Origin of the sequence: Thermoleptolyngbya oregonensis NK1-22, from assembly GCF_032705245.1 — a bacterium.
GTDB classification, from domain to species: Bacteria; Cyanobacteriota; Cyanobacteriia; order Elainellales; family Elainellaceae; genus Thermoleptolyngbya; species Thermoleptolyngbya sichuanensis.
In genome coordinates this window covers 5,130,071-5,150,011 of sequence record NZ_CP053540.1, presented here as the reverse complement: position 1 = coordinate 5,150,011, position 19,941 = coordinate 5,130,071, and the positions used below count along the sequence as shown (strand labels likewise).

General features: G+C 56.3%; 15 protein-coding genes and 1 tRNA gene. 14 read left to right on the top strand and 2 right to left on the bottom strand.

The annotated features are described in order from the left end of the window. Positions 1-266: 266 nt before the first annotated feature. The 9 genes from HNI00_RS21450 (at position 267) to HNI00_RS21410 (ending at position 12,936) form a co-directional block, all read left to right on the top strand. Positions 267-3,428, top strand: a complete 3,162-nt coding sequence (locus tag HNI00_RS21450; RefSeq protein ID WP_316789343.1) for a GAF domain-containing protein — start codon at positions 267-269, stop codon at positions 3,426-3,428. 67 nt (positions 3,429-3,495) lie between these two features. Next, a complete protein-coding gene (locus tag HNI00_RS21445) occupies positions 3,496-6,930 on the top strand; it encodes a hybrid sensor histidine kinase/response regulator (RefSeq protein ID WP_316789341.1) in 3,435 nt (1,144 codons plus the stop codon). Further along, a complete protein-coding gene (locus tag HNI00_RS21440) occupies positions 6,893-7,474 on the top strand; it encodes a chemotaxis protein CheW (protein ID WP_316789339.1) in 582 nt (193 codons plus the stop codon). The genes HNI00_RS21445 and HNI00_RS21440 overlap by 38 nt, the downstream gene beginning before the upstream one ends. Before the next feature lie 172 nt (positions 7,475-7,646). After that, positions 7,647-8,291: a TM7S3/TM198-like domain-containing protein gene (locus HNI00_RS21435; protein WP_316789337.1), complete on the top strand. Its 645-nt coding sequence runs from the start codon at positions 7,647-7,649 to the stop codon at positions 8,289-8,291. A 533-nt stretch (positions 8,292-8,824) separates the two neighbouring features. Continuing rightward, positions 8,825-9,523: a zinc metallopeptidase gene (locus HNI00_RS21430; protein WP_297085331.1), complete on the top strand. Its 699-nt coding sequence runs from the start codon at positions 8,825-8,827 to the stop codon at positions 9,521-9,523. A gap of 17 nt (positions 9,524-9,540) precedes the next feature. Next, positions 9,541-9,936, top strand: a complete 396-nt coding sequence (locus HNI00_RS21425; protein ID WP_316789332.1) for a YidH family protein — start codon at positions 9,541-9,543, stop codon at positions 9,934-9,936. A 131-nt stretch (positions 9,937-10,067) separates the two neighbouring features. Continuing rightward, positions 10,068-10,139 (top strand) — tRNA-Gly (locus HNI00_RS21420). A 720-nt stretch (positions 10,140-10,859) separates the two neighbouring features. Beyond that, on the top strand, positions 10,860-11,267 hold the full coding sequence (locus HNI00_RS21415; RefSeq protein ID WP_277773970.1) for a hypothetical protein: 408 nt from the start codon (positions 10,860-10,862) through the stop codon (positions 11,265-11,267). Positions 11,268-11,667: 400 nt separating this feature from the next. Next, positions 11,668-12,936: a glutamate-5-semialdehyde dehydrogenase gene (locus HNI00_RS21410; protein WP_316789330.1), complete on the top strand. Its 1,269-nt coding sequence runs from the start codon at positions 11,668-11,670 to the stop codon at positions 12,934-12,936. 124 nt (positions 12,937-13,060) lie between these two features. Here HNI00_RS21410 and aroA read toward each other — a convergent pair whose 3' ends face one another. Beyond that, positions 13,061-14,410: a 3-phosphoshikimate 1-carboxyvinyltransferase gene (aroA, locus tag HNI00_RS21405; protein WP_316789327.1), complete on the bottom strand. Its 1,350-nt coding sequence runs from the start codon at positions 14,408-14,410 to the stop codon at positions 13,061-13,063. A 223-nt stretch (positions 14,411-14,633) separates the two neighbouring features. On the opposite strand from aroA, the gene HNI00_RS21400 reads away from it, so the two are divergent. The 4 genes from HNI00_RS21400 to HNI00_RS21385 all read left to right on the top strand — a co-directional run bounded on the left by HNI00_RS21400 (position 14,634) and on the right by HNI00_RS21385 (position 17,818). Then, complete coding sequence (locus HNI00_RS21400; protein WP_205370766.1) at positions 14,634-15,119, top strand: hypothetical protein; 486 nt, start codon at positions 14,634-14,636, stop codon at positions 15,117-15,119. A 27-nt stretch (positions 15,120-15,146) separates the two neighbouring features. Next, positions 15,147-15,950, top strand: coding sequence for a transglutaminase family protein (locus HNI00_RS21395; RefSeq protein ID WP_316789325.1), 804 nt, complete (start codon positions 15,147-15,149; stop codon positions 15,948-15,950). A gap of 135 nt (positions 15,951-16,085) precedes the next feature. Beyond that, the gene (locus HNI00_RS21390) at positions 16,086-16,916 is read left to right on the top strand and encodes a carbohydrate ABC transporter permease (RefSeq protein ID WP_316789323.1); all 831 of its coding nucleotides are present in this window, start codon (positions 16,086-16,088) and stop codon (positions 16,914-16,916) included. A gap of 458 nt (positions 16,917-17,374) precedes the next feature. Then, positions 17,375-17,818, top strand: a complete 444-nt coding sequence (locus HNI00_RS21385; protein ID WP_316789321.1) for a cyclic di-GMP-binding domain-containing protein, MshE-related — start codon at positions 17,375-17,377, stop codon at positions 17,816-17,818. A gap of 81 nt (positions 17,819-17,899) precedes the next feature. Here the strand turns inward: HNI00_RS21385 and HNI00_RS21380 are convergent, their stop codons facing one another. Further along, entirely contained in the window at positions 17,900-18,874 is a 975-nt protein-coding gene (locus HNI00_RS21380) for an AEC family transporter (protein ID WP_316789319.1), read from the bottom strand. 167 nt (positions 18,875-19,041) lie between these two features. On the opposite strand from HNI00_RS21380, the gene HNI00_RS21375 reads away from it, so the two are divergent. Continuing rightward, entirely contained in the window at positions 19,042-19,890 is an 849-nt protein-coding gene (locus HNI00_RS21375; protein ID WP_316789317.1) for a M15 family metallopeptidase, read from the top strand. Positions 19,891-19,941 lie beyond the last annotated feature (51 nt).

The window sequence follows — 19,941 nt, the reverse complement described above, 5'->3', positions numbered from 1 at the left end:
CATTTTCTCAAAACGGTCATGAGGAAGGGGTGTCTTCGCCCCCTGACTATGATGATCACATGATTTATCGGGGTATCAACTATGGGAACAGTTATAAGGATTCAATTGTAATCACTCGGCCGAGTTCCTACCCTTTGATTCAGTGGTTCAAAAACCTGGGGGTTCGCAGCAAGCAAGTCTTAGGATTGACAACCTCCACCGCAATTTCAGTTGTTGGGTTAGTTGGCATTGGCGCGTTGCTGATTGTGATATCTGGACGCAATCAATTGCGAAACCAAGCAAAATCTGAGCTGTCGGTGATCGCAATTGCCTACGATATCAAAGTCAACCAAATGGGCTTTGGGTTTCAAGTGCAGGCTGATAACAGAGCGATTGTTTCCGCGGCAGCTACCCACGCCGCAGGCGGCCGCCTTTCGCCTGAACTCGAAGCAGAAGTTAGGGCTATTTTGCAAAATGAGGTAAAAACCTACGGGATTGAATACGCCACGCTCGTGGGTAAGGATTTGCGGATTATCGCCAGCGCTAATGCAAAACGCACTGGACAGCGATTTGATCCCAATGGACTCGTGGGTACGGTGCTGCAAAATCCAAGGCAGGTTAAAGCGACAGCAATTGTCTCGTGGAACGAGCTAAAAAACGAAGCGCCGCCTCTGCCGGAGGGCTTGGGGGGGCAGGATGCGCTAATTCGCTACACAGTGACCCCAGTTTTTGCACCTGATACGAAAGAGGTGATTGGGGTGCTAGTGTCGGGGGATATCGTTAATGGCAAGCTAAGGATTGTAGAAAAACCGCTCTCTGCATTTGGAAATGGGTATGGTGCAGTTTATCAAGTGCAGCCCGATGGTAGCTTGGCGCTGACAACCGCGCTAGCAGCAGGAGACAACCCCGATATTAGTCAAGCAATCCCAGATGTCGCCCTAGAAGATCCGCAACTGCTGCGCGATGCGATCGCCGCACGCGGTCAGGTGGTAACCCGGCGTGGGCCAGTTGGCTCAATGACCCATACGCTGGCTGCCAAGGCAATTCCCAACTTTAACGGTGAGCCAACGGCCGTGTTGGTGCGGGGGAGTTCTGAAACTCCGTTGAATCGGCTGATCATCGAAAGTCTAGGGTTGCAGTTTTTGGTTTCGCTGGTTGCGATTGCGGTGAACCTGTTGCTGGCAAGGCTGCTGGGTCTGTCTATCCTGCGTCCAGTGCGGCAACTGCAATCCACCGCCCAGCGCTTTATTCAGGGCGATCGCCAGGCTCGCGCCGAGATCTACGGCACTGACGAACTCGGAGAAGTGGCTCAAGTCTTTAACAAACTGGCAGACAGCGTCGTGCAAACCGAAGCAGTCTTGCGGATGCAAAGTGAGCGCGAAAAGCAGTCTACCGAACGCGCCATGACGCTAGCAGAAGTCACCAGCCGAATTCGCCAATCTCTTGACGAAAGGACAATCCTGACAACCTCCGTAGAGGGCGTGCGGGAAGTGCTGAAGGTCGATCGGGTGCTGATCTATCGCTTTGCTCCCGACCTAAAAAGTGGCGAAATCACTGCTGAGGCCGTCGGGCGTGGATGGAAGCGAGCCATGGGGCAAATCATTGAGGACCCCCTCAGCCCCGAAGCCATTGAGCGCTACTACACGGGTCGAGTCAGCTTTATGACCAATCGCGAAACCGCCGAATTGACCCACTGCCACTGCGAAATTCTGAAACGCCTAGAGGTGCAGGCCAACATGGCGGCCCCCATTTTGGCGGGTGATGAGTTGGTGGGACTGCTATGTGCCCATCAATGCTCTAGCCCACGGCAGTGGGAAGTGGCCGAAGTTGAGCTGCTGCAACAAATTTCCGTGCAGATTGGTTATGCCCTGAGTCAGGCAAGGCTCTTGCAAAAACAGCAAGCAGCCGCCGAGAAGGAACGCCAGCTCGCCGAGGTTGTGGCACGGATGCGGGAAAGCTTTGAGGAGCCGCGGATTCTGCGAGTGGCGGTGACTGAGGCCCGGCGATCGCTCAACTGCCAGCGGGTTGCGGTCTATGCCTTCGACGAAAACTGGCAGGGCACCTTCATTGCCGAATCGGTCGAATCGGGCTATCCGGCCGCCCTGTCTAACAAGATTTACGACCCCTGCTTTGCCGAGAAATATGTAGAGCAATATCGCCAGGGGCGTGTGCAAGCGGTCGCCGACATTACCCAAGCCGGACTCACCGAATGCCATCTCGAACAGCTCAAACCCTACCAGGTTCGGGCCAACCTCGTTGCGCCTATCCTGATTGGCGAAGATCTGATGGGCTTGCTGATTGCCCACCAGTGTGATGCGCCCCGCGTCTGGAATCAGCTTGAAATCAACTTCTTCCGCCAAGTCGCAACCCAGCTTGGCTATGCGATCGAGCAAGCTCGCCTGTTTAACCAAGCCAACATGCTCTCTGAAGAACGCCGTCGGCAGCAAGAAACGCTCCAACGTCAGCTGATGTCTTTGCTCGACGATGTGGAAGGGGCAGCTTCGGGCGACCTCACGGTTCGAGCGGACGTGACGGCTGGGGAAATTGGCACGGTTGCCGACTTTTTCAACTCTATTATTGAGAGCTTGCGCCAGATTGTGACCCAGGTGAAGCGTTCCGCTAACCGCGTGAATGAGTCTCTCGGACAAAACGAGAGTGCCATCGCCGCGCTAGCAAATGCAGCCCTCAAGCAGGCTGAGGAAACCACGCGCATTATGGACTCGGTGGAAGTTATGACGCACTCCGTTCAGCAAGTCTCGCAACAGGCGCAGCAGGCGGCTACGGTGGCCCATACAGCCTCCGCCACCGCCGAGGTCAGCGGCAGTGCGATGGACTTGACGGTGCAAAACATTCTCAATCTGCGGGAAATCATCGGAGAAACGTCCAAGAAAGTGAAGCGTTTGGGTGAATCATCGCAGCAAATTTCCAAGGCCGTGTCGCTGATTAACCAAATTGCCATGCAAACGAACTTGCTGGCGATTAACGCTGGGATTGAGGCGGCTCGCGCGGGCGAAGAAGGCCAGGGGTTTGCAGTGGTGGCAGAAGAGGTGGGAGAACTGGCGGCTCGGTCTGCGGATGCGACAAAGGAAATTGAGCGCATTGTAGAAAACATCCAGCAGGAAACGGTCGAGGTGGTCGAAGCGATGGAGCAAAGCACCAGCAAGGTGGTCGAGGGCACCCACTATGTGGAAGATGCGAAGCGAAACTTGATGCAAATTCTGGATCTGTCGCGTCAAATTGACGAACTGGTGCAGTCGATTTCGCAGGCAACCGTGTCTCAGGTGGAAACGTCTGCGGCTGTGTCGATGCTGATGCAGGAAGTGGCTCAGGTGTCGGAGTTGACCTCTGATTCGTCGCGCAAGATCTCTGGGGCGCTGGCAGAAACGGTCGAAGTTGCCCGCGAACTGCAAGCCTCGGTCGGTGCCTTTAAGACAGGAGAACAGGTTTAGTTTGCAGAGTTTTGGTTTGTTTTCCTGGGTTTGCGATACCGCTTGTCGCCTTTCATAGAGAGTCATTATGGTCTACGACAAGGAACTTGAAATCCAACTGCAATTCTTGGAGGAAGCTCAAGAATATTTGAGGACGTTAGAATCTCGACTGCTCGGGCTGGCCCAAGCGATTGATGCAGACAAGATCAACGAGGCACTGCGGGCTGCCCACTCTATTAAGGGGGGAGCGGGTCTAATGGGCTTTCAAAGCTTGAGTGATTTGGCGCATCGCCTAGAAGATGGGCTGAAGGTGTTGAAGGTGCAGCGCCAATCGTTGGAAGTAGATGGCAGTCTGGAACAGCTTTTGTTGGCGTGTGTGGATGGGTTGGGGAGGGTGATTGCCTGCGATCGCCAAAGTCTGTCTACAGAGGGCGATCGCCCCCGCCCAACCATCGCCCCAGCTTGGCTGTTGGAACAAATTGAACCCGCCTATCAGCAACTCCACGAACGGCTGGGCACGCCCCAGGATGAAGATGCCTATTCACTCCTGTCTCCTGAAGACGGACAGGATATTATTCCCCTGCTGTTTGAAACCGAAGTCGAGGGCTGTTTGCAGCGGCTAGAATCGGCAATTCATGAACAGTCTCCCCGCCTGAAAGAAGAAGTTGAAATTTTGGCCCAGGAGCTAGAGGGCTTGGGGGAGATGCTCCAGATCGAGAGTTTTTCCCAACTGTGTCAGTCCATTGGTGTCCAAACGGCTCAAACAGAAGCGACCGATGCAACTGCCATTTCCACCTTGGCGCAGACAGCGTTGCAGGCTTGGCGGCGGGCGCAGGCGCTCGTGTTGACTGGAAACCTCGCAGCCATTCCTACGGCGATACAGCTTGAAACCTCCGGAGCCGGGTCTTTTGCGCCTTCCTGGAGTGCTGAAATGGCGGGAGCGTCGGCATTTGCAACGTCCTCTGATGAGGAAATCACACTTCCTCTCGAAACGCTTGCTGCCCAGGCAGCAGACCATTCTGGGGTGCAAGAAGAAGTTGCGGCAGTTGCGGCGGCAGATCATGCGGTTGCAGACTACGTTGATCTGGAATACGCAGGGATGGACTACGGAGCGCCTGCAACAAATCTGGCAACGACCGAATTTTCTGGTGTCTCTGAAGGGTTGGATGGGGAAGAGATTGCCGATTTCACGCTTTCGGCTTCCTCCGCTGAACCGTCGGCACAGCCTTCTTTGTTAGAGAATCAGGTAGAGGATCAGGTCGGTGCTGATGTTGCGGGTCACGCCCAGTCGGGCGATCGCCCCGTTGATCGTCCTGCTGACCGTCCTGCTGATCGCCCCATCGTAGCCCCGGCTCCGCAAAGCCGCTGGAGCAGCAACACACCCGCCACTGAGACGACCCAAGAGAATACGGTGCGGGTGTCGGTGCAGCAGTTGAACCAACTGAGCGACTTGTTTGGTGAGCTGACGATTGACCGCAATGCGCTCAACCTCTACCTCAAACGCCTTCGGAATTTGACTCGGCTGCTAAACAGCCGAGTGCAAACGCTAGAACAGGCTAGCTCGGAACTGCGAACGACCTACGATCGCTTGGCGACTGATGTTGGGCGATCGCCCCTCTCCTCCGCCCTCAACCTGCTCCCAAGCAGTGAAGCGCGTGCTGCCCAGTCGGGCGATCGCCCCCAAATAGCCCAACTCCACAACAGCCCCTTAGACAGCAGCACCGAGCCAGATCCAACCCCAGCCACCAATCTATTCCAGCAGATCCCATCCTCAGCTATTCCTCCTGGATCTGAGCATCGTCCGGGGAGTGGGTTTGGCGCTGGGTTGGGCAATGGGTTTGATGCGCTGGAGCTAGATCGGTATGAAGATGTTCACTCGCTCTCGCAGGACATTCTAGAAACCATCGTCCAGGTTCAAGAAGTTACCACAGACATCGATCTGACCCTTGAGGAAGTCGAGCAGGCATCTCGCACCCTAGACAAAACAGCAAACCAACTCCAGTCTCGACTGACTCAAATCCGGATGCGGCCGCTGTCTGACTTGGTTGACCGCTTCCCTCGCGCTCTGCGGGAACTGTGCTTGCAATATGGCAAGAAAGTGCGTCTTCAGGTCAATGGCGCTGGCACGCTGATTGATCGCAACATCCTGGAAGCGCTCAATGATCCACTGATGCATTTGCTGCGAAATGCTTTCGATCATGGCATCGAAGATCCGCAAACCCGGCTGGCTCAGGGCAAACCAGAAGAAGGCGTGATTAAAATTCAAGCCTTTCATCGGGGCAATCGCACATTGATCACCATCCAAGACGATGGACGAGGTATCCCGATTGAAAAAATCCGCGCCAAGGCGATCGCCATGGGGCTAGACCCCAGCTTGTTGGGGGTGGCCAGCGAAGAGGAACTCGTCTCCCTCATTTTTGAACCCGGTTTCAGTACCAAGGAGCAGGTCACGTCGCTATCGGGTCGCGGCGTAGGCATGGATGTGGTGCGTGATCATCTCAAGCAAATTCGCGGCGATATCAAAGTAGAAACAAAAGCGGGGCAAGGCACAACGTTTACGCTCTCAGTGCCGTTCACGATGTCTGTTGTGCGCGTGCTAATTGCCGAAAGCAACGACATGTTGATTGGCTTTCCGAGCGACGTGATTGGCGAAATGCTGAAGCTTGAGCCAGAGCATATTGTTCGAGTGGGCGACAGCGAAATGCTGAATGTGCAAGGCAACTTGATTCCGCTGGTGGTTCTATCACGCTGGCTCCGATTTCCTGGGCCGCGTCATCCCTATCGCCTAGAAACACCCCCTAGCATTAGCGAACCAGTCGTGCTGCTGGTGGAACACAACAGTCAAATCTTTGGCATCCAAATCGAGTCTTGTTGGGGCGAACAGGAAACTGCGGTGCGCCGTATCCATAGCACCATTCCGCTTCCTGCTGGCTTTAGCAACTGCACCATTCTAGGTGATGGGCGCGTCGTGCCGCTTGTCAATGTCCCAGAATTGCTGCACTGGATTGCCAGCGCCGAGGCAGCCGGCCCAGTGGTGTCCAGGTCTTCCCAACTGGGCGATCGCCAGTTCAGCCTCATGGATGCCGATCGCCGATTGCTAGGTCGCGCTGTCCCAGTGGAGCAGCAGCCCGCCGTTCTAGTGGTAGACGATTCGATCAACGTTCGCCGATTTTTGGCGCTCACCCTGGAAAAAGCGGGCTATCAGGTTGAGCAAGCAAAAGACGGGCAGGAAGCGGTCGAAAAGCTGCGGGCTGGGCTTCAGGTGAACGCGGTCGTGTGCGATATCGAAATGCCGCGTTTGGACGGCTACGGCTTTTTGGCGAAAGTGAAATCGGACCCGCAGTTTGAGCATTTGCCCGTTACCATGCTGACCTCACGCACTAGCGCCAAACATCGACAACTGGCGCTGAGCCTGGGGGCGATCGCCTACTTCTCAAAACCCTACAACGAGCAAACTCTCCTGTCCACCCTGGCACAACATATTCATGACCCTTCTGAACTCTCTGCGAGCGCTGCGCTCTAAACCCGTCGAGGTCACTCGTCAACTGCTGGTTTTCCCGCTGCGGCGGGAACTGTTCGCCCTGCCATTAGCCATCGTGCATCGGGTCATCGAAATCGACCGTCTCTATGCCCAGCAAGAGGGAATGGGGACGGCGATCGCCCTCGATCATGACCAAAATATTCCCGTCCTAAACCTTCAGCAGCGCATCTTTGCGAACACATCAACATCCACTCAATGCTTAGAACCCGGAACGCAGATTGACCCACAAGAGGTCACAAAATATTCCACGCTTGAGCAAACCTTTAGCAATACTGTTACGACTCGATACCTAATTCTGGTCTATAGCCTGCAAGGGGATGTCATCGGGTTGCAAATTGATGGCCCACCCGCTCTCAAGCGCTTCACAGAATCCGCCTTCAAGCCATTGTCTGTGCTTTACCAGCAAGAAGGCGGAATTCGCTGCGTCAGCGGACTGATTCTGCCCACAGACGACAGCCCGCCCATTTTTTTGCTCAACTTGGCGCAGGTTTTGCAGCCGCCGTCGGCCCTGCTGGGCGCAGGATAGGCGGAGGGCAGAACAGGATCAAATCTGCATTTCTGCAACAAGTCCGCAATAATTATTGATTCTTGTGGATTAAGCCCCTTCTACAGGCAGTTCGGTTTGCTGGATAACAGCGCCCTGCGCTCCTTTCTAGATAGGTTTGGGTAGGTTTTTAAGATACGCTTTTTAGATACCTATGCTAAGACCTATCTTGCTGGCGCTGTTTTCAGCAGTTTTTGGCGTGTTGCTCTGCTTTGGGGGCTACCGCTTTTTCATGGTGATGCTGCCCGTCTGGTCGTTTTTTGCGGGGCTGTGGTTGGGCGCAAAGGCCGTGTTTCTGCTGCTGGGCGGCGGCTTTTTGTCCACCACGACGGGGCTAACGGTCGGGCTGGTGCTGGGAATTTTGCTGGCAATTTTTTGCTGGCAGTTCTATGAGGTGGGCGTGGCGCTGATGGGCGGAGCTACAGGAGCGCTGTTTGGATCAAGCATCATGGCTATTCTTGGCTTTCAGCAGGGGACGTTGCCCGCGCTGGTGGCTCTTGGATCGGGGTTGGCGCTGGGGGTCTTGACCTACGTGCGAAACTGGCAGAAGTATATTGTCATGCTGCTGTCTGCTCAGGGCGGGGCAAATGCGCTGGTGCTGTCGCTGTTGCTGCTGAATGGGCGCGTCTCAATTGAGGATTTGAAGAACGCAGGCAACACGCTGCTGCCCATTTTTCGGGATTCGTGGTTTTGGCTGCTGCTGTGGAGCGGGCTGGCGATCGCCGGATTTCTCTACCAACTGCGGCGCTATCGCAGCGTGGAGTTTGCCAAGCAAGAGTTTGTCCGCTTTTGGATGTAGAAGGTCGTGCTAGGGCGTGTTTTGAAGCCCTTTGATCCCCCCCAGCCCCCCTTAAATCCCCCCTAGCCCCCCTTAAAAAGGGGGGAACCGAGCCGAACCACTCCGGAGGTTCCCCTTATTTCTAGCGAAGCGGCGCGTAAGCGCGGGGATTTAAGGGGGATCGCTGGAAGTCCCCCTTGTTAAGGGGGATTTAGGGGGATCGCCGGAAGTCCCCCTGATTAAGGGAGATTTAGGGGGATCGCCGGAAGTCCCCCTGATTAAGGGGGATTTAGGGGGATCGCTGGAAGTCCCCCTTGTTAAGGGGGATTTAGGGGGATCGCCGGAAGGCAATCAACGACCTAGAAAGATTTAAGACACTGCCTAGGCTGTTTACTTTAAGGTATAAGAACTTATCTACAAGTGCTTATCAGCAAGTACTTATCAGCAACTAGAGCATCGAAGGGTCATCTTACTGTTCAAGCCACTGTTCCAATCTCTGTTCAAAAACTGGATTAAAACGATCAAATCTTATCTACTAAACTTGTCCTGAAACTATGTTCTTTTACGATCCGACCTACTTACTTTGGGTTATGCTGCCCACTATGCTAATTTCCATGCTGGTTCAGGGTCGCCTCAAAAGCGCCTTTGCCAAGTGGAGCCAGGTGCCCAACAGCGAACGCTACACCGGAATGCAGGTTGCTCAGACCATTTTTAATCGCACGTCGCTGAAGTCGATTCCGCTGGAGCCAACGCGCGGCTCCCTGACCGACCACTACGATCCGCGAACCAATGTGGTGCGGCTATCGGAACCCGTATGCGCCCAGCCGTCGGTTGCATCAATGGCGATCGCCGCCCATGAGTTGGGGCATGTCCAGCAATACCAGACGGGTTCGCCGATGATCGCTGCCCGCAGTTTCTTGCTGCCTGCGCTGCAATTCACGCCGACGATTTCCTACATGGCCTTCTTGCTGGGCTTCATGTTTGGCATGGTGGGGCTGATGTGGATTGGGGTTCTCATGTTTGGGCTGATGGTGGTCTTTTCCCTGCTGACGGTGCCGATTGAAATCGATGCTAGCCGTCGGGGGCTAAAGCTGCTGGAGGATGCGGGGCTGCTGGATACGCCAGAGGAGCGCCAGGGAGCCAGACAAATGCTCGGTGCCGCAGGCTGGACCTACATCGCCGCCGCTGCCACTTCCCTCATGCAACTGCTCTATTACGTCAGCCTCACCCAGCGCAGCCGCCGCCGCTACTAGGCTACACTCGCCCGCCCATGTCCGACGCGCCCCGCAACCTGACCAACGAACTCGCCAAAGAGCGCAACCGAGCCGCCGCCGAACGCACGCTGCTGGCGTGGATTCGCACCTCGCTCTCGCTGATTGGCTTTGGCTTTGGCATTGACCAAATCGTGACAGCGATTCAGCGAACCCGCAGGCTCGACGATGTGGAGACCATGTACCTGTCGAGAATTATTGGGCTAGCATTCATCGCAGTCGGGCTATACGCAGTTCTGTCGGCGGCGATCGAGCATCGGCGGGAGTTGCGGCGCATTCAGCGAGACGACTATCTCTACACGTCGCGACGCTCCAATGCGCTGTCTGTGGCGATCGCCCTGATGGTGATTGGCATCTTCGCCTTCCTGGGAATTATCATCAGCACCCTAAACTAGCCCCCCGCCTTGCTTGCGGCGGCGGAGTAGACCATCGTCCCCCCAAAAATCTGCAAAAATCTTTGACCCAGGTTGACAAATGGTGACCTCTCACACATAATAGTAATTGCGCTTTTTTTGAAGCGTGTTTCGCGGGTATAGCTCAGTGGTAGAGCGTCACCTTGCCAAGGTGAATGTCGCGCGTTCGAATCGCGTTACCCGCTTTGTTTCCGAGCTGGTTCTAGGAGCCAATAGTAGTTTGTGAACGAGTTCAATCTGCTGCAAGGTTGTGCTGAGTAGGCGCTGCTCAACCAGCGTGTCTGATGCGTCCGCTTTTAGCATCTTTGTGAATCAAGACACCTTTCTGCTCGGTTTTCGCTGGGCTTGCAGGCTTTATCCAAGCTTAAGCGAATTTTCCACTGATCTCTCAGCTTGCCCCTGTAGGATGAGTCTAGAGAGTCTTACCAGTGCTGATGACACGACGGGTTGGATGGGCTGGGAAGCGGGCGATCGCGCTCGTGTTTCTCTGTCTACGTTGCTCACTCCACGGTTCTCAGTCCACGGTTCTCTGTCACTGACTCCCGCAAATGGGAATGTTAGAATCGGGCTGAATCTGGGTATTCGCAACCCCAGTTCCCGGCAGAAGCTCTGGGAAAAGTCTGGGTCGCTGCCTAGAGGCCTGTCCAGGATCACGCATCAAGTCACACCCAAACCAACCTCTCTGACAAGGGTTGGAGGATGGGTCGGTTGACGATAGTCCGGTTGACGATAGTCCGGTTGACGATAGTCCGGTTGACGATAGTCAATGAATCATGGTTTAGCGCTGGTTCGTCTGCGGCTGCGCGGGAAGGGCAATCGCCCCCACCAGCCTTTGGGTTCACGGTCGTTGCTCCCAATGCGCTAGACCCTGCACCGCTTGCATCACACTCACCGCTGCTCTGCTTGTGCAAACTCAGAAACCCCACAAAATCGACCTAAACGGCGACTACCCCTGTCCCTGTCGTCGTCGGGGCAAGCTGACACCCATCGCCCTGACGGATGCCTTTGGCTGCGACCGATGTCAGCAAATTTTCGTCGTGCAAGACAGCGGACATACGATTGAGCAGCTTTCGACCAACTATCCCTACAAGCGGGCGTGGCGCTGGAACGGCCATCAGTGGATTGTGGTGAACCCATCCCTGGGAAAGGGCTATGTGCCGTTGACGCTGCTGTTTATGTTTGCGCTGGTGTTTCTGCTGCTGCTGACTACGCTGAGCGCACCCGCTGGCTCTCAGGTGGCGTTTCGGGTGGTGGCGGCGCTAGTGCTGTCGGTCATGCTGGCGTTTATGCTGTGGCTGGCCTGTCGGCGATAGTCTGCCGAAAACCCAGTTCTGCTCATCCGTCATAGGCTGCAACGTCACCAAACTGTCACTGACCAAACTGTCACTAACTAAACTGTCACTGAAATGTGATTAGGACAGGGCGATCGCGCTGTGCTATTGTAAAACGCTACTAAACGGCTCCCCAAAAGCTTTACAGTCGTGAGCTTTACAGGTAATAGCCTTACAGGTTAAAGCTGTATTAATACATTAATGCAATAGATTTAGTGCAATAGATTAGTGCAGTAAGTTCAGTGCAGTAAATCCAGTGCAATAAATTCAGTGCAGTACGATTTCGCGTGATACTTCGCGCAACATGTAGATTTTCGAGGCGATCTTTGTGCAGTTCATTGTTTCATGCAATGAATGGCAGCATTTTCCACAATTTTTCACCGTGTTTTCTAACAGTCAGGATTCTTTAGACTCCCCAGCCGACTTGCTGACCACGCTTCATCGAGCTTATGCAGCGGCGGGACATTTGGCTGCGATGAAAGGGGGCGATCGCAGTCGGGCGCTCCAGATTATGGCAGAAGTGCTGAAGGATCAGCAGGACGATATTCTTGAGGCTAACACGCTAGATCTCGAAGCCAGCCGAGAAATGGCCGTGCCCGATCTGGTGCTGGAATGGCTGAAGCTCACGCCGGAGCGGATCGAGGCGGTGGTCAAGATTTTGCAGCGCCTTTCGGAACTGGCAGACCCCACGCAGCAAATGCTGACGATTCCCTATTCCCTCAGCCATTCTCAGTCCTATTGCCAACTGATGCCACTGGGGGTGATTGCGCTAGTGTATGAGGCGTTTCCTGAACTGGGGGCGATCGCCGCTGGGCTGTGTATTCGCACGGGCAACAGCATCGTCCTGCGGGGCAGCAGCGAAGCCAGCAACTCCAACCAGGCGATCGCCAGTACGCTGAAACTCGCCCTCCAAGAAGCCGGCCTGCCCACCGATGCCCTCGGCTGGATTCCGACTGACCAGGGCGACTCGATCCGCGAACTGGTGACCCAAGATGCCTACGTCAATCTAGTCATTCCCTACGGTCGCGTGAGCCTGGTGAACCAGGTGATCCGCCAGGCCACTGTGCCTGTGCTAAAAACGGCAATTGGCAACTGCTATCTCTACTGGTCGCCCTCCGGCAGCCTGGATCTGGCCCGCAGCATGATTCTAGACAGCCACCAGAGCGAGCCTGATCCAGTCAACGCCATCGAGAAAGTGCTGATCAGCACCCACCACGACCCCAACACGCTGCAAGCCCTGTGGCGCAGCCTGCGCGAAAAAGGCTTTCACTTGCGGGGCGATGCGGGGTTGGTGGCGGAGTTTCCGGATCTGGTTCTGACGGAAGACGACGAGTGGCCGCGCCCCTACCTAGACAACACGATTGCCTTTCGTGCGGTCAGCGGATTGGAAGAGGCGATCGCCCTGATGAATCGCTACAGCAGCGGCCACGCCGACTGCCTGGTGACCGAATCCTATCAGGAAAGCCACCAGTTTGCCCTGCATATCAACAGCGCCACGACCTATATCAACGCCTCGCCCCGGTTCTATCGCAACCCCAAGCAGGGCAGCCCCATCGCCCTCGGCATGTCCAACCAAAAAGGACATCGGCGCGGGCTAATCACGCTAGAAACGCTGACCACGCTGAAGTATGTCGTGCAGGGGAGCGGCTGATCTGGGGCTGGGGGCCAAGCTCAATTGGCGATTCTGGATTGGCGATTGGCGATTTTGGATGGTTAACAAGAGTAATCCAAAATCCAAAACCCAAAATCCAAAACCCAAAACCCAAAACCCAGAATCAGCCCAATCCCGCAACCTGCCTCAGCGTGTCCACAAACCCCGGATAGGAAACCGCAGCAGCTTCGGCGCGATGAATCGTCGTGGGGCCTGTGGCACAGAGGGCGGCGATCGCCAGACTCATGGCAATGCGGTGGTCGGTGTGGCTATCCACCTCGGCTCCGTGCAGGGGTGTGCCGCCCGTAATTTCCAGACCATCAGGACGCTCGGTGACGGTTGCGCCCAAGCGGCTGAGCTGGGTGGCCATGACGGCGAGGCGATCGCTCTCTTTCACCCGCAGTTCGGCGGCATCGGAAATGACGGTCGTCCCTTCGGCAAAGGCGGCTGCCACCGCGAGAATGGGGATTTCGTCAATCAGCCGGGGAATCAGGTCGCCGCCGATGTGCCCCGCCTTTAGCCGATTGTGGCCGCGCACGCGCAGATCTGCGACGGGTTCGCCTGCCACCTCGCGAGCATTCTCCAGCGTCACGTCTGCCTCCATCTGCGCCAGCGCGTCGAGAATGCCCGTGCGTGTTGGGTTCACGCCGACATTTTGGATGAGCAAATCAGAACCGGGGGCGATCGCCCCGGCCACCAGCCAAAACGCCGCCGAACTGATGTCGCCAGGAACCACTACGGGCTGCCCAATCAGCCGCGCCGGGCCGACTACTGTCGCGCTACAGGTGTCGGGATCAACCAAAATCTCTGCCCCAAAGGCCCGCAGCATCCGTTCGCTGTGGTCGCGAGATAGGGCGGGTTCGCTGACGGTCGTTTTGCCCTCCGTGGCCAGCCCCGCCAGCAAAATGCAGGATTTCACCTGGGCCGAAGCAATGGGCGAGGTGTAGTGAATCGGCCGAAGCGCCTGCCCCTGCACCGCCAGTGGCGCGAGGCCCCCAGCACGACTCCAGATTTGTGCGCCCATTTCCTGGAGCGGCCGAATCACGCGAGACATAGGGCGCGATCGCAGCGATCCGTCACCCGTCACCGTGAAAAATCGCCCCGCGTGGGAGGCCAGAATCCCCAGCATCAGCCGCATCGTGGTGCCGGAATTGCCCGCATCCAGCACGTCGGCAGGTTCCTGGAGCCGCCCCAGTCCAATGCCCTCGACGGTCACTCGTTCCGTATTCAGGTCGGAAATGTTTGCCCCCATTGCCCGAAAGCAGGCGGCGGTACTCAGGGGATCTTCCCCCAGCAGCAGCCCGCGAATTTCCGTCGTGCCCTCCGCCAGTGCCCCCAGCATCAGCGCCCGGTGGGAGATAGACTTGTCGCCGGGAATGGCGATCGCCCCCGTCAGCGCCAGATCCACAGGCGGCGAAATTGTCAGCACATGATGATGTTCGGTGGTTTTGAGGGTGATAGAAGCCGTCTGCATTGCTATAGTTCCGTAGGTGGGCAATTGCCTCGTCGAGCGTGCTGCGCCATCGCTGCGTTTACTACGCTACCAGAGCAGTGCAAAGGCCGGATCACTGGCCGAACTGCATTCTCTGCCGACAGATTCTATTTCGTTCTATTTCGCGAATCTGGCAAGATTGAACCTGTTTGACTGGATAAAAAATCATTTTTCCAGCCCTTTTTAGTCCCAGCCCTTTTTAGCCATGCTCACCGAACATCGCCAGCCAGTCTGTCTGTCCTGGATGTCGCTGAATTCGCCGCTCTGGTCGGTGGTGGAAGCCTCTGCCGCGCTGTATGAAAAAGAGCCAGGCCGCTATCACGTCGTGCTGACGGAGCCGCTGTTTATGGACTATTCCGAGGGGGAAACCTCGGCTGACCAGGCCCAGCAGCCCCACCTGCTCTGGCTCGAAATTTCCCCCTACCGCGTAATTATGACCATGCAGGGCAATGGCAGCATCAGCTATCGCCACTTTTGGGAGCAAGGGGTCTACGGCATCAGCCGCTACTGGCTGCGATCGCAGTCGGGCGACCTGGGTATGAGCGACCAGATGCGCCTGCGGAACTATACGCGCCACCTGAAGCTGATTTCCGATCCCCAGCCCCGTCATCTGCGCGTGGAGTATGAACTGTGGACAGAAAACTTGCAGCTTGGGCATTATGTGCTGAATTTAGAAATGCAGTCCTTGTAGCGCCAGCCATCGGTTGAGGATTCTCAAATGCGGCTGGAAGCAGGCTGTCAGCTTTTATTTTCGGCAGAAGCGCCAAGTCCGCTGCTGCTGATGTTGCGCCCCCGCAGCGGCGAGGGGCAGTGGGTAGTGCGTGAGGAATATCGGCTGGAGCCGTCGGTGCCTGTGGTGGAATATACCGACAGCTACGGCAATCTCTGCCAGCGTTTGGTTACGCCAGAGGGGCGATTTCTGGTTTACACCGCCGCTTGTGTAGAAACCGCAGACGAGATCGACGTGGCACCGGAGGCAACCTTTGTGCCTGTGGAACTGCTGCCCGATGGCGTGGTGCAGTTTTTGCTGCCCAGCCGCTACTGCCAGTCGGATATGCTCTACGACGAGGCGATCGCCATCGTGGGCGACACGGAACCGGGCTATGCCCAGGTGGAAGCGATCCGCCACTGGATTCATACCCAGGTGAAATATCAATACGGCACCAGCAACGCCTCCACCTCCGCCGTAGATACCGCCCAGAGCAAAATCGGTGTCTGCCGCGACTTCGCCCATCTAGGCATTGCCCTCTGCCGCAGCCTGTCGATTCCGGCGCGGATGGTGGTGGGGTACTTGTACGAACTGGAGCCGATGGATCTGCACGCCTGGTTTGAGGCGTTTCTCAGTAGCCCCGACGGGTCAACCGCCGAGGGCCGCTGGTACACCTTCGACGCAACCCAGCCAGAGCCACGGGGAAACCGAATTGCGATCGCCTATGGTCGTGATGCTGCCGATGTGGCCCTAGCGACCCAGTTTGGCCCGCTGACGCTCCAGGAAATGCGCGTGTGGGTGAAGGAGGGCTAGGGGTGAGCAGTTGGGCAGGACGTGTGCAGTCCCCAGGTAAACTCACCAGGTAAACTCAAAGAATTCCCCCTTGGTGCTGGTGAACCCGCCGAAAAGGTTCTAACCAATCCCCAATTTCTACCCCCTCCTCGACGAATGCCCCCAACGCGATCGCTCAAAACCCTTGCACTGTATGCCCTGCTGGGGGCGATCGCCCTCGTCATGCTGCTGCCGCTGATCTGGCTGGTCAGTACGGCGTTCAAAGCCCCCACAGAAAATATCTTCGAGTTTCCGCCCCGGTTTTTGCCCCAGTCTCCAACGCTGCAAAATTTTGTAACAGTATGGCAGACCAATCCTTTCGGGCGCTACCTGTTCAACAGCACCCTGGTCGCAGTGCTAACGGTGGTGCTAAATCTGCTGTTTTGTTCTCTGGCGGCCTATCCCCTGGCGCGGCTCCAGTTTCGCGGGCGCGAGGCGCTGTTTCTGCTGATTGTGGCCACAATTCTGATTCCGTTTCAGATTGTGATGATTCCGCTGTATGTCCTGACGGTGAAGCTGGGGCTGCGTAATACGTACTTAGGGCTGATCTTACCGGCGATCGCCTCTGCCTTTGGGATTTTTCTCCTGCGTCAGGCGTTTCAAGGCGTACCCAAAGAGCTAGAAGAAGCCGCCCGCATCGACGGCTGCTCGGAACTGGGGATTTGGTGGAACGTGATGCTGCCCGCTGTCCGCCCTGCCCTGATCACGCTGGCGATTTTCGTTTTCATCGGAGCTTGGAGCGACTTTCTCTGGCCGCTCATCTTGCTCGACCAGCCCGACTATTACACGCTGCCCCTGGGCGTTGCCAAACTGGCGGGTGCATTTTCCCTCGACTGGAGACTGATTGCAGCGGGGTCTGTGATTTCGATTGCGCCTATCTTGCTGGTATTCGGTCTGCTTCAGCGCTACATCGTGCCAACGGATACCAGTAGTGGGGTCAAGGGGTAATCAAAACCACCCGCTCAACCGGGCTAAACGGCGAAATGTCTTGCCGCTGAGGGGTTTCAGCCCCTAGCGCTGAGGGGTTTCATTTTTCTAGGTTATGGAGAATTAACTCCCCCCCATTGCCGAAAAATACTCTGTGAGATATTCTGAAACAACCTGTAAAGGCTCGATAAAGAAAGAGTCAGTGTTCCGTTGTTATACTGTAAAGAACTCTTTCGCCTTGAGCTTATCTCCGTATTATCCCGGAGGGAAAGCGTCGCTAGACTAGTCTATTCATCAGGAGCCAGTAAATTCTCTGAAGACACATGCCTGTCATTACTTGCTGAGATGTGAGCTTAAATGCGGGTTTACGGTGGATTTATCAGGTGAATTTACAAAGGTTTTCTGCTCCAAAGTTGCAGAGCATCGGGATTTTCCGAGATTTGCTTTTGATACCGCTGTACTGATCTGCTGTGAGTTGTATGACTATGCGTGATAGGAGCGATCGCTATCGAGTAACATCTATTCCCATGCCGATGCGCCCCAAGCGCCTGGGCAGCTACCTGCTAGATGCAGGGCTGATCACGCCGGATCAGGTCACGGTGGCGCTGAATGATCAGCAGGCGACCGGGATGCGTCTGGGCGAGGTGCTGGTGGCTCGCGGCTGGGTCAAAGAACAGACGATCGAGTGGATCATGAAAAAGGTGATCCTGCCTGAAAAGAAAGCATTTCAAGATTGGGAAGAGAAGCAGCGCCAACAGCAGCCGCCGTTGACCCCGATTCCTGCACCTGCTCAACGAGTCGAACCAGTGCAGCCAGCAGCGCCAGCGAACGCCCAAAAGACTCCTACCCGGCGCGAAGTTCCCATTTCCAAGCCCCTGCCTCCGGTGAACTCGTCAGATAGCGACGTAAGCTGGGTCGGCTAGGAGCGTTGGTCTAAGGAAAGACCGCATTGAAGCCGAATTTGGGCTGCTTCTAGCTGCGTCTAACTTGCATTTAACTTGCGTCTAACTTGTGGGAAACAGAAGCAGCCAGAGGGGCAGCGTGACGAGTAGCCCGATCGATCCCATGGCCAGCGCCGTCACCGTTAGCTCTCGGTCTAGCTCGTAGGCTTCACACAGTACGAGGGTCGCAAAGGCCGGTGGCATACTGACCTGGAGGACAATCGCCAGCTTTTCTGCTGAGCCAAGGCTGGTGAACGAGAGCAGCACGCCGATCAGCAGCGGCACAATGAGCATTTTCACGCTCAGGCTGACGGAGGCGAGGCGGACACTGCGCCAGGAGCGCAACTGGCTGAGCCGCATTCCAATCAGCACAAGGGCAACGGTAATGCTCGTCCAAGCGCCTGTTTTGAGGAACGAATCTAGCCAGAGCGGTAGCGGTATATTGTGGATGCCTAACCCCAGCGCAAAGCTCCACAGCACCGGGTTGTATACTAGCGCCCGCAGCAAATCCAGTGGACTCTTTTGCACGCCGCCAAAGTGGGCGGCCATGACTACGCCCAGCCCGTAGGCTCCGAGCGTCGTGCCAATCATGTCGTAAAACAGGGCCCAGGCAAAGTACTTTGGGCCTACAAGCGCCAGACTGACGGGGAACCCCAAATAGCCTGTGTTGCCCATCATGGTGGCCAGCAAAAAGCTGCCTTGCTGAGGGCGGCTCTGAGTAATGGGGGCAGAAACAGGTCGTTGTTTTTGTTCTGGTCTTTGTCCTTGCTTTAGCGTAGCCATCAGCCATAGCCAGCCCAGCAGTCCCCCCAGCGCGATCGCCAGCCACGCTGCCACGGGCGCGAGCCACACCGCTGCCGAGAGTTCGGACTGGCGCAGAAACCCCAGTACGCTAATCGGCACTCCCACCCAAAACAGCAGCTTTCCGAGGCGATCGCCCACCCACGGCGGACAAATCCGTCCCAGCCAAAATCCCAAACTGCTCCAGCCTATCAGCGGGACATAGAGACTCAGCAAGCGAAGACTCGGAAATTCCATAGGTTGACTATCGTTGGAATATTTTGAACGGTTTTAAGCCTATCGTTGCGGAGCAAGGGTTCAGCAGACCGTTGAGTTATTTTGCCGTGTGTCGAAGGGGATGACGCTCTTCCAAGGCCATGCAATAATAACCCCGCAGGACTAAACCAGTCTGCGGGAGAGTTTGCGTGAAAGATGCCAGTTTGCCAAAGTCGTCAGCGCCCCAGCCCGATGTCTCTAGCCAGGAAGGTCACTATGGGCTGGCCGACGATATCCCGGTCGCTCAGCGAGATGGGGCGCGTTTAGAGGCCGATTTGAACCCTGGTGGGTTTGGGTTTCGAGCGGCGGCGGATAGGCTGCGATCGCTCTTTCGGGGTCGGGTTTGGCTATGGGGGCTGATTGGCTTTGTGGCGGCGGTGCAGCTTGCGCTGGTCAGCCGCAGCTTGTTCTTTAGCAATGCTTCTACCGCCCAGGGCTATCAGCCGATCGAGGCCGGCTTGTCCGCAGCGATGTCTCAACTGTCGCTGACCCCGGCTGATAGCCTACTGGGCCATATCGCCTACGCCGAAGCTCCTCCAGACACCCTCAGCCCAGTGCTTCCCAATGGCAGCGTCCTGCTGCGTGATGCGGCTGCCGAGCGCTTTTTGGCAATGGTGAGGGCGGCTCGCGCTGAGCGGGTGAGGCTGGTGCCGCTGTCGGGCTTTCGCTCGGTGGAGGAGCAGACCTACCTGTTTTTCACGCTCAAGGCGAAGCGATCGCTCTCGGCGCAGGAACGGGCCCAGGTCAGCGCTCCCCCCGGCTACAGCGAACACCACACGGGCTATGCGGTGGATATTGGGGACGGCGATCGCCCAGATACAGACTTGGAAACCGATTTCGATCAGACAGCCGCCTACCGCTGGCTAACGGCCAATGCTGCCCGCTTTGGGTTTGAGCTGTCTTTCCCTCAGGACAACGCTCAGGGCGTGAGCTATGAACCGTGGCACTGGCGCTTCGTGGGCGATCGCCACAGCCTCGAAACGTTTTATAAGCGGTAGGTTCGGCTACTAGCAACTGGTCAGGGGGCAGGCGAACCCATCCCCCAACAC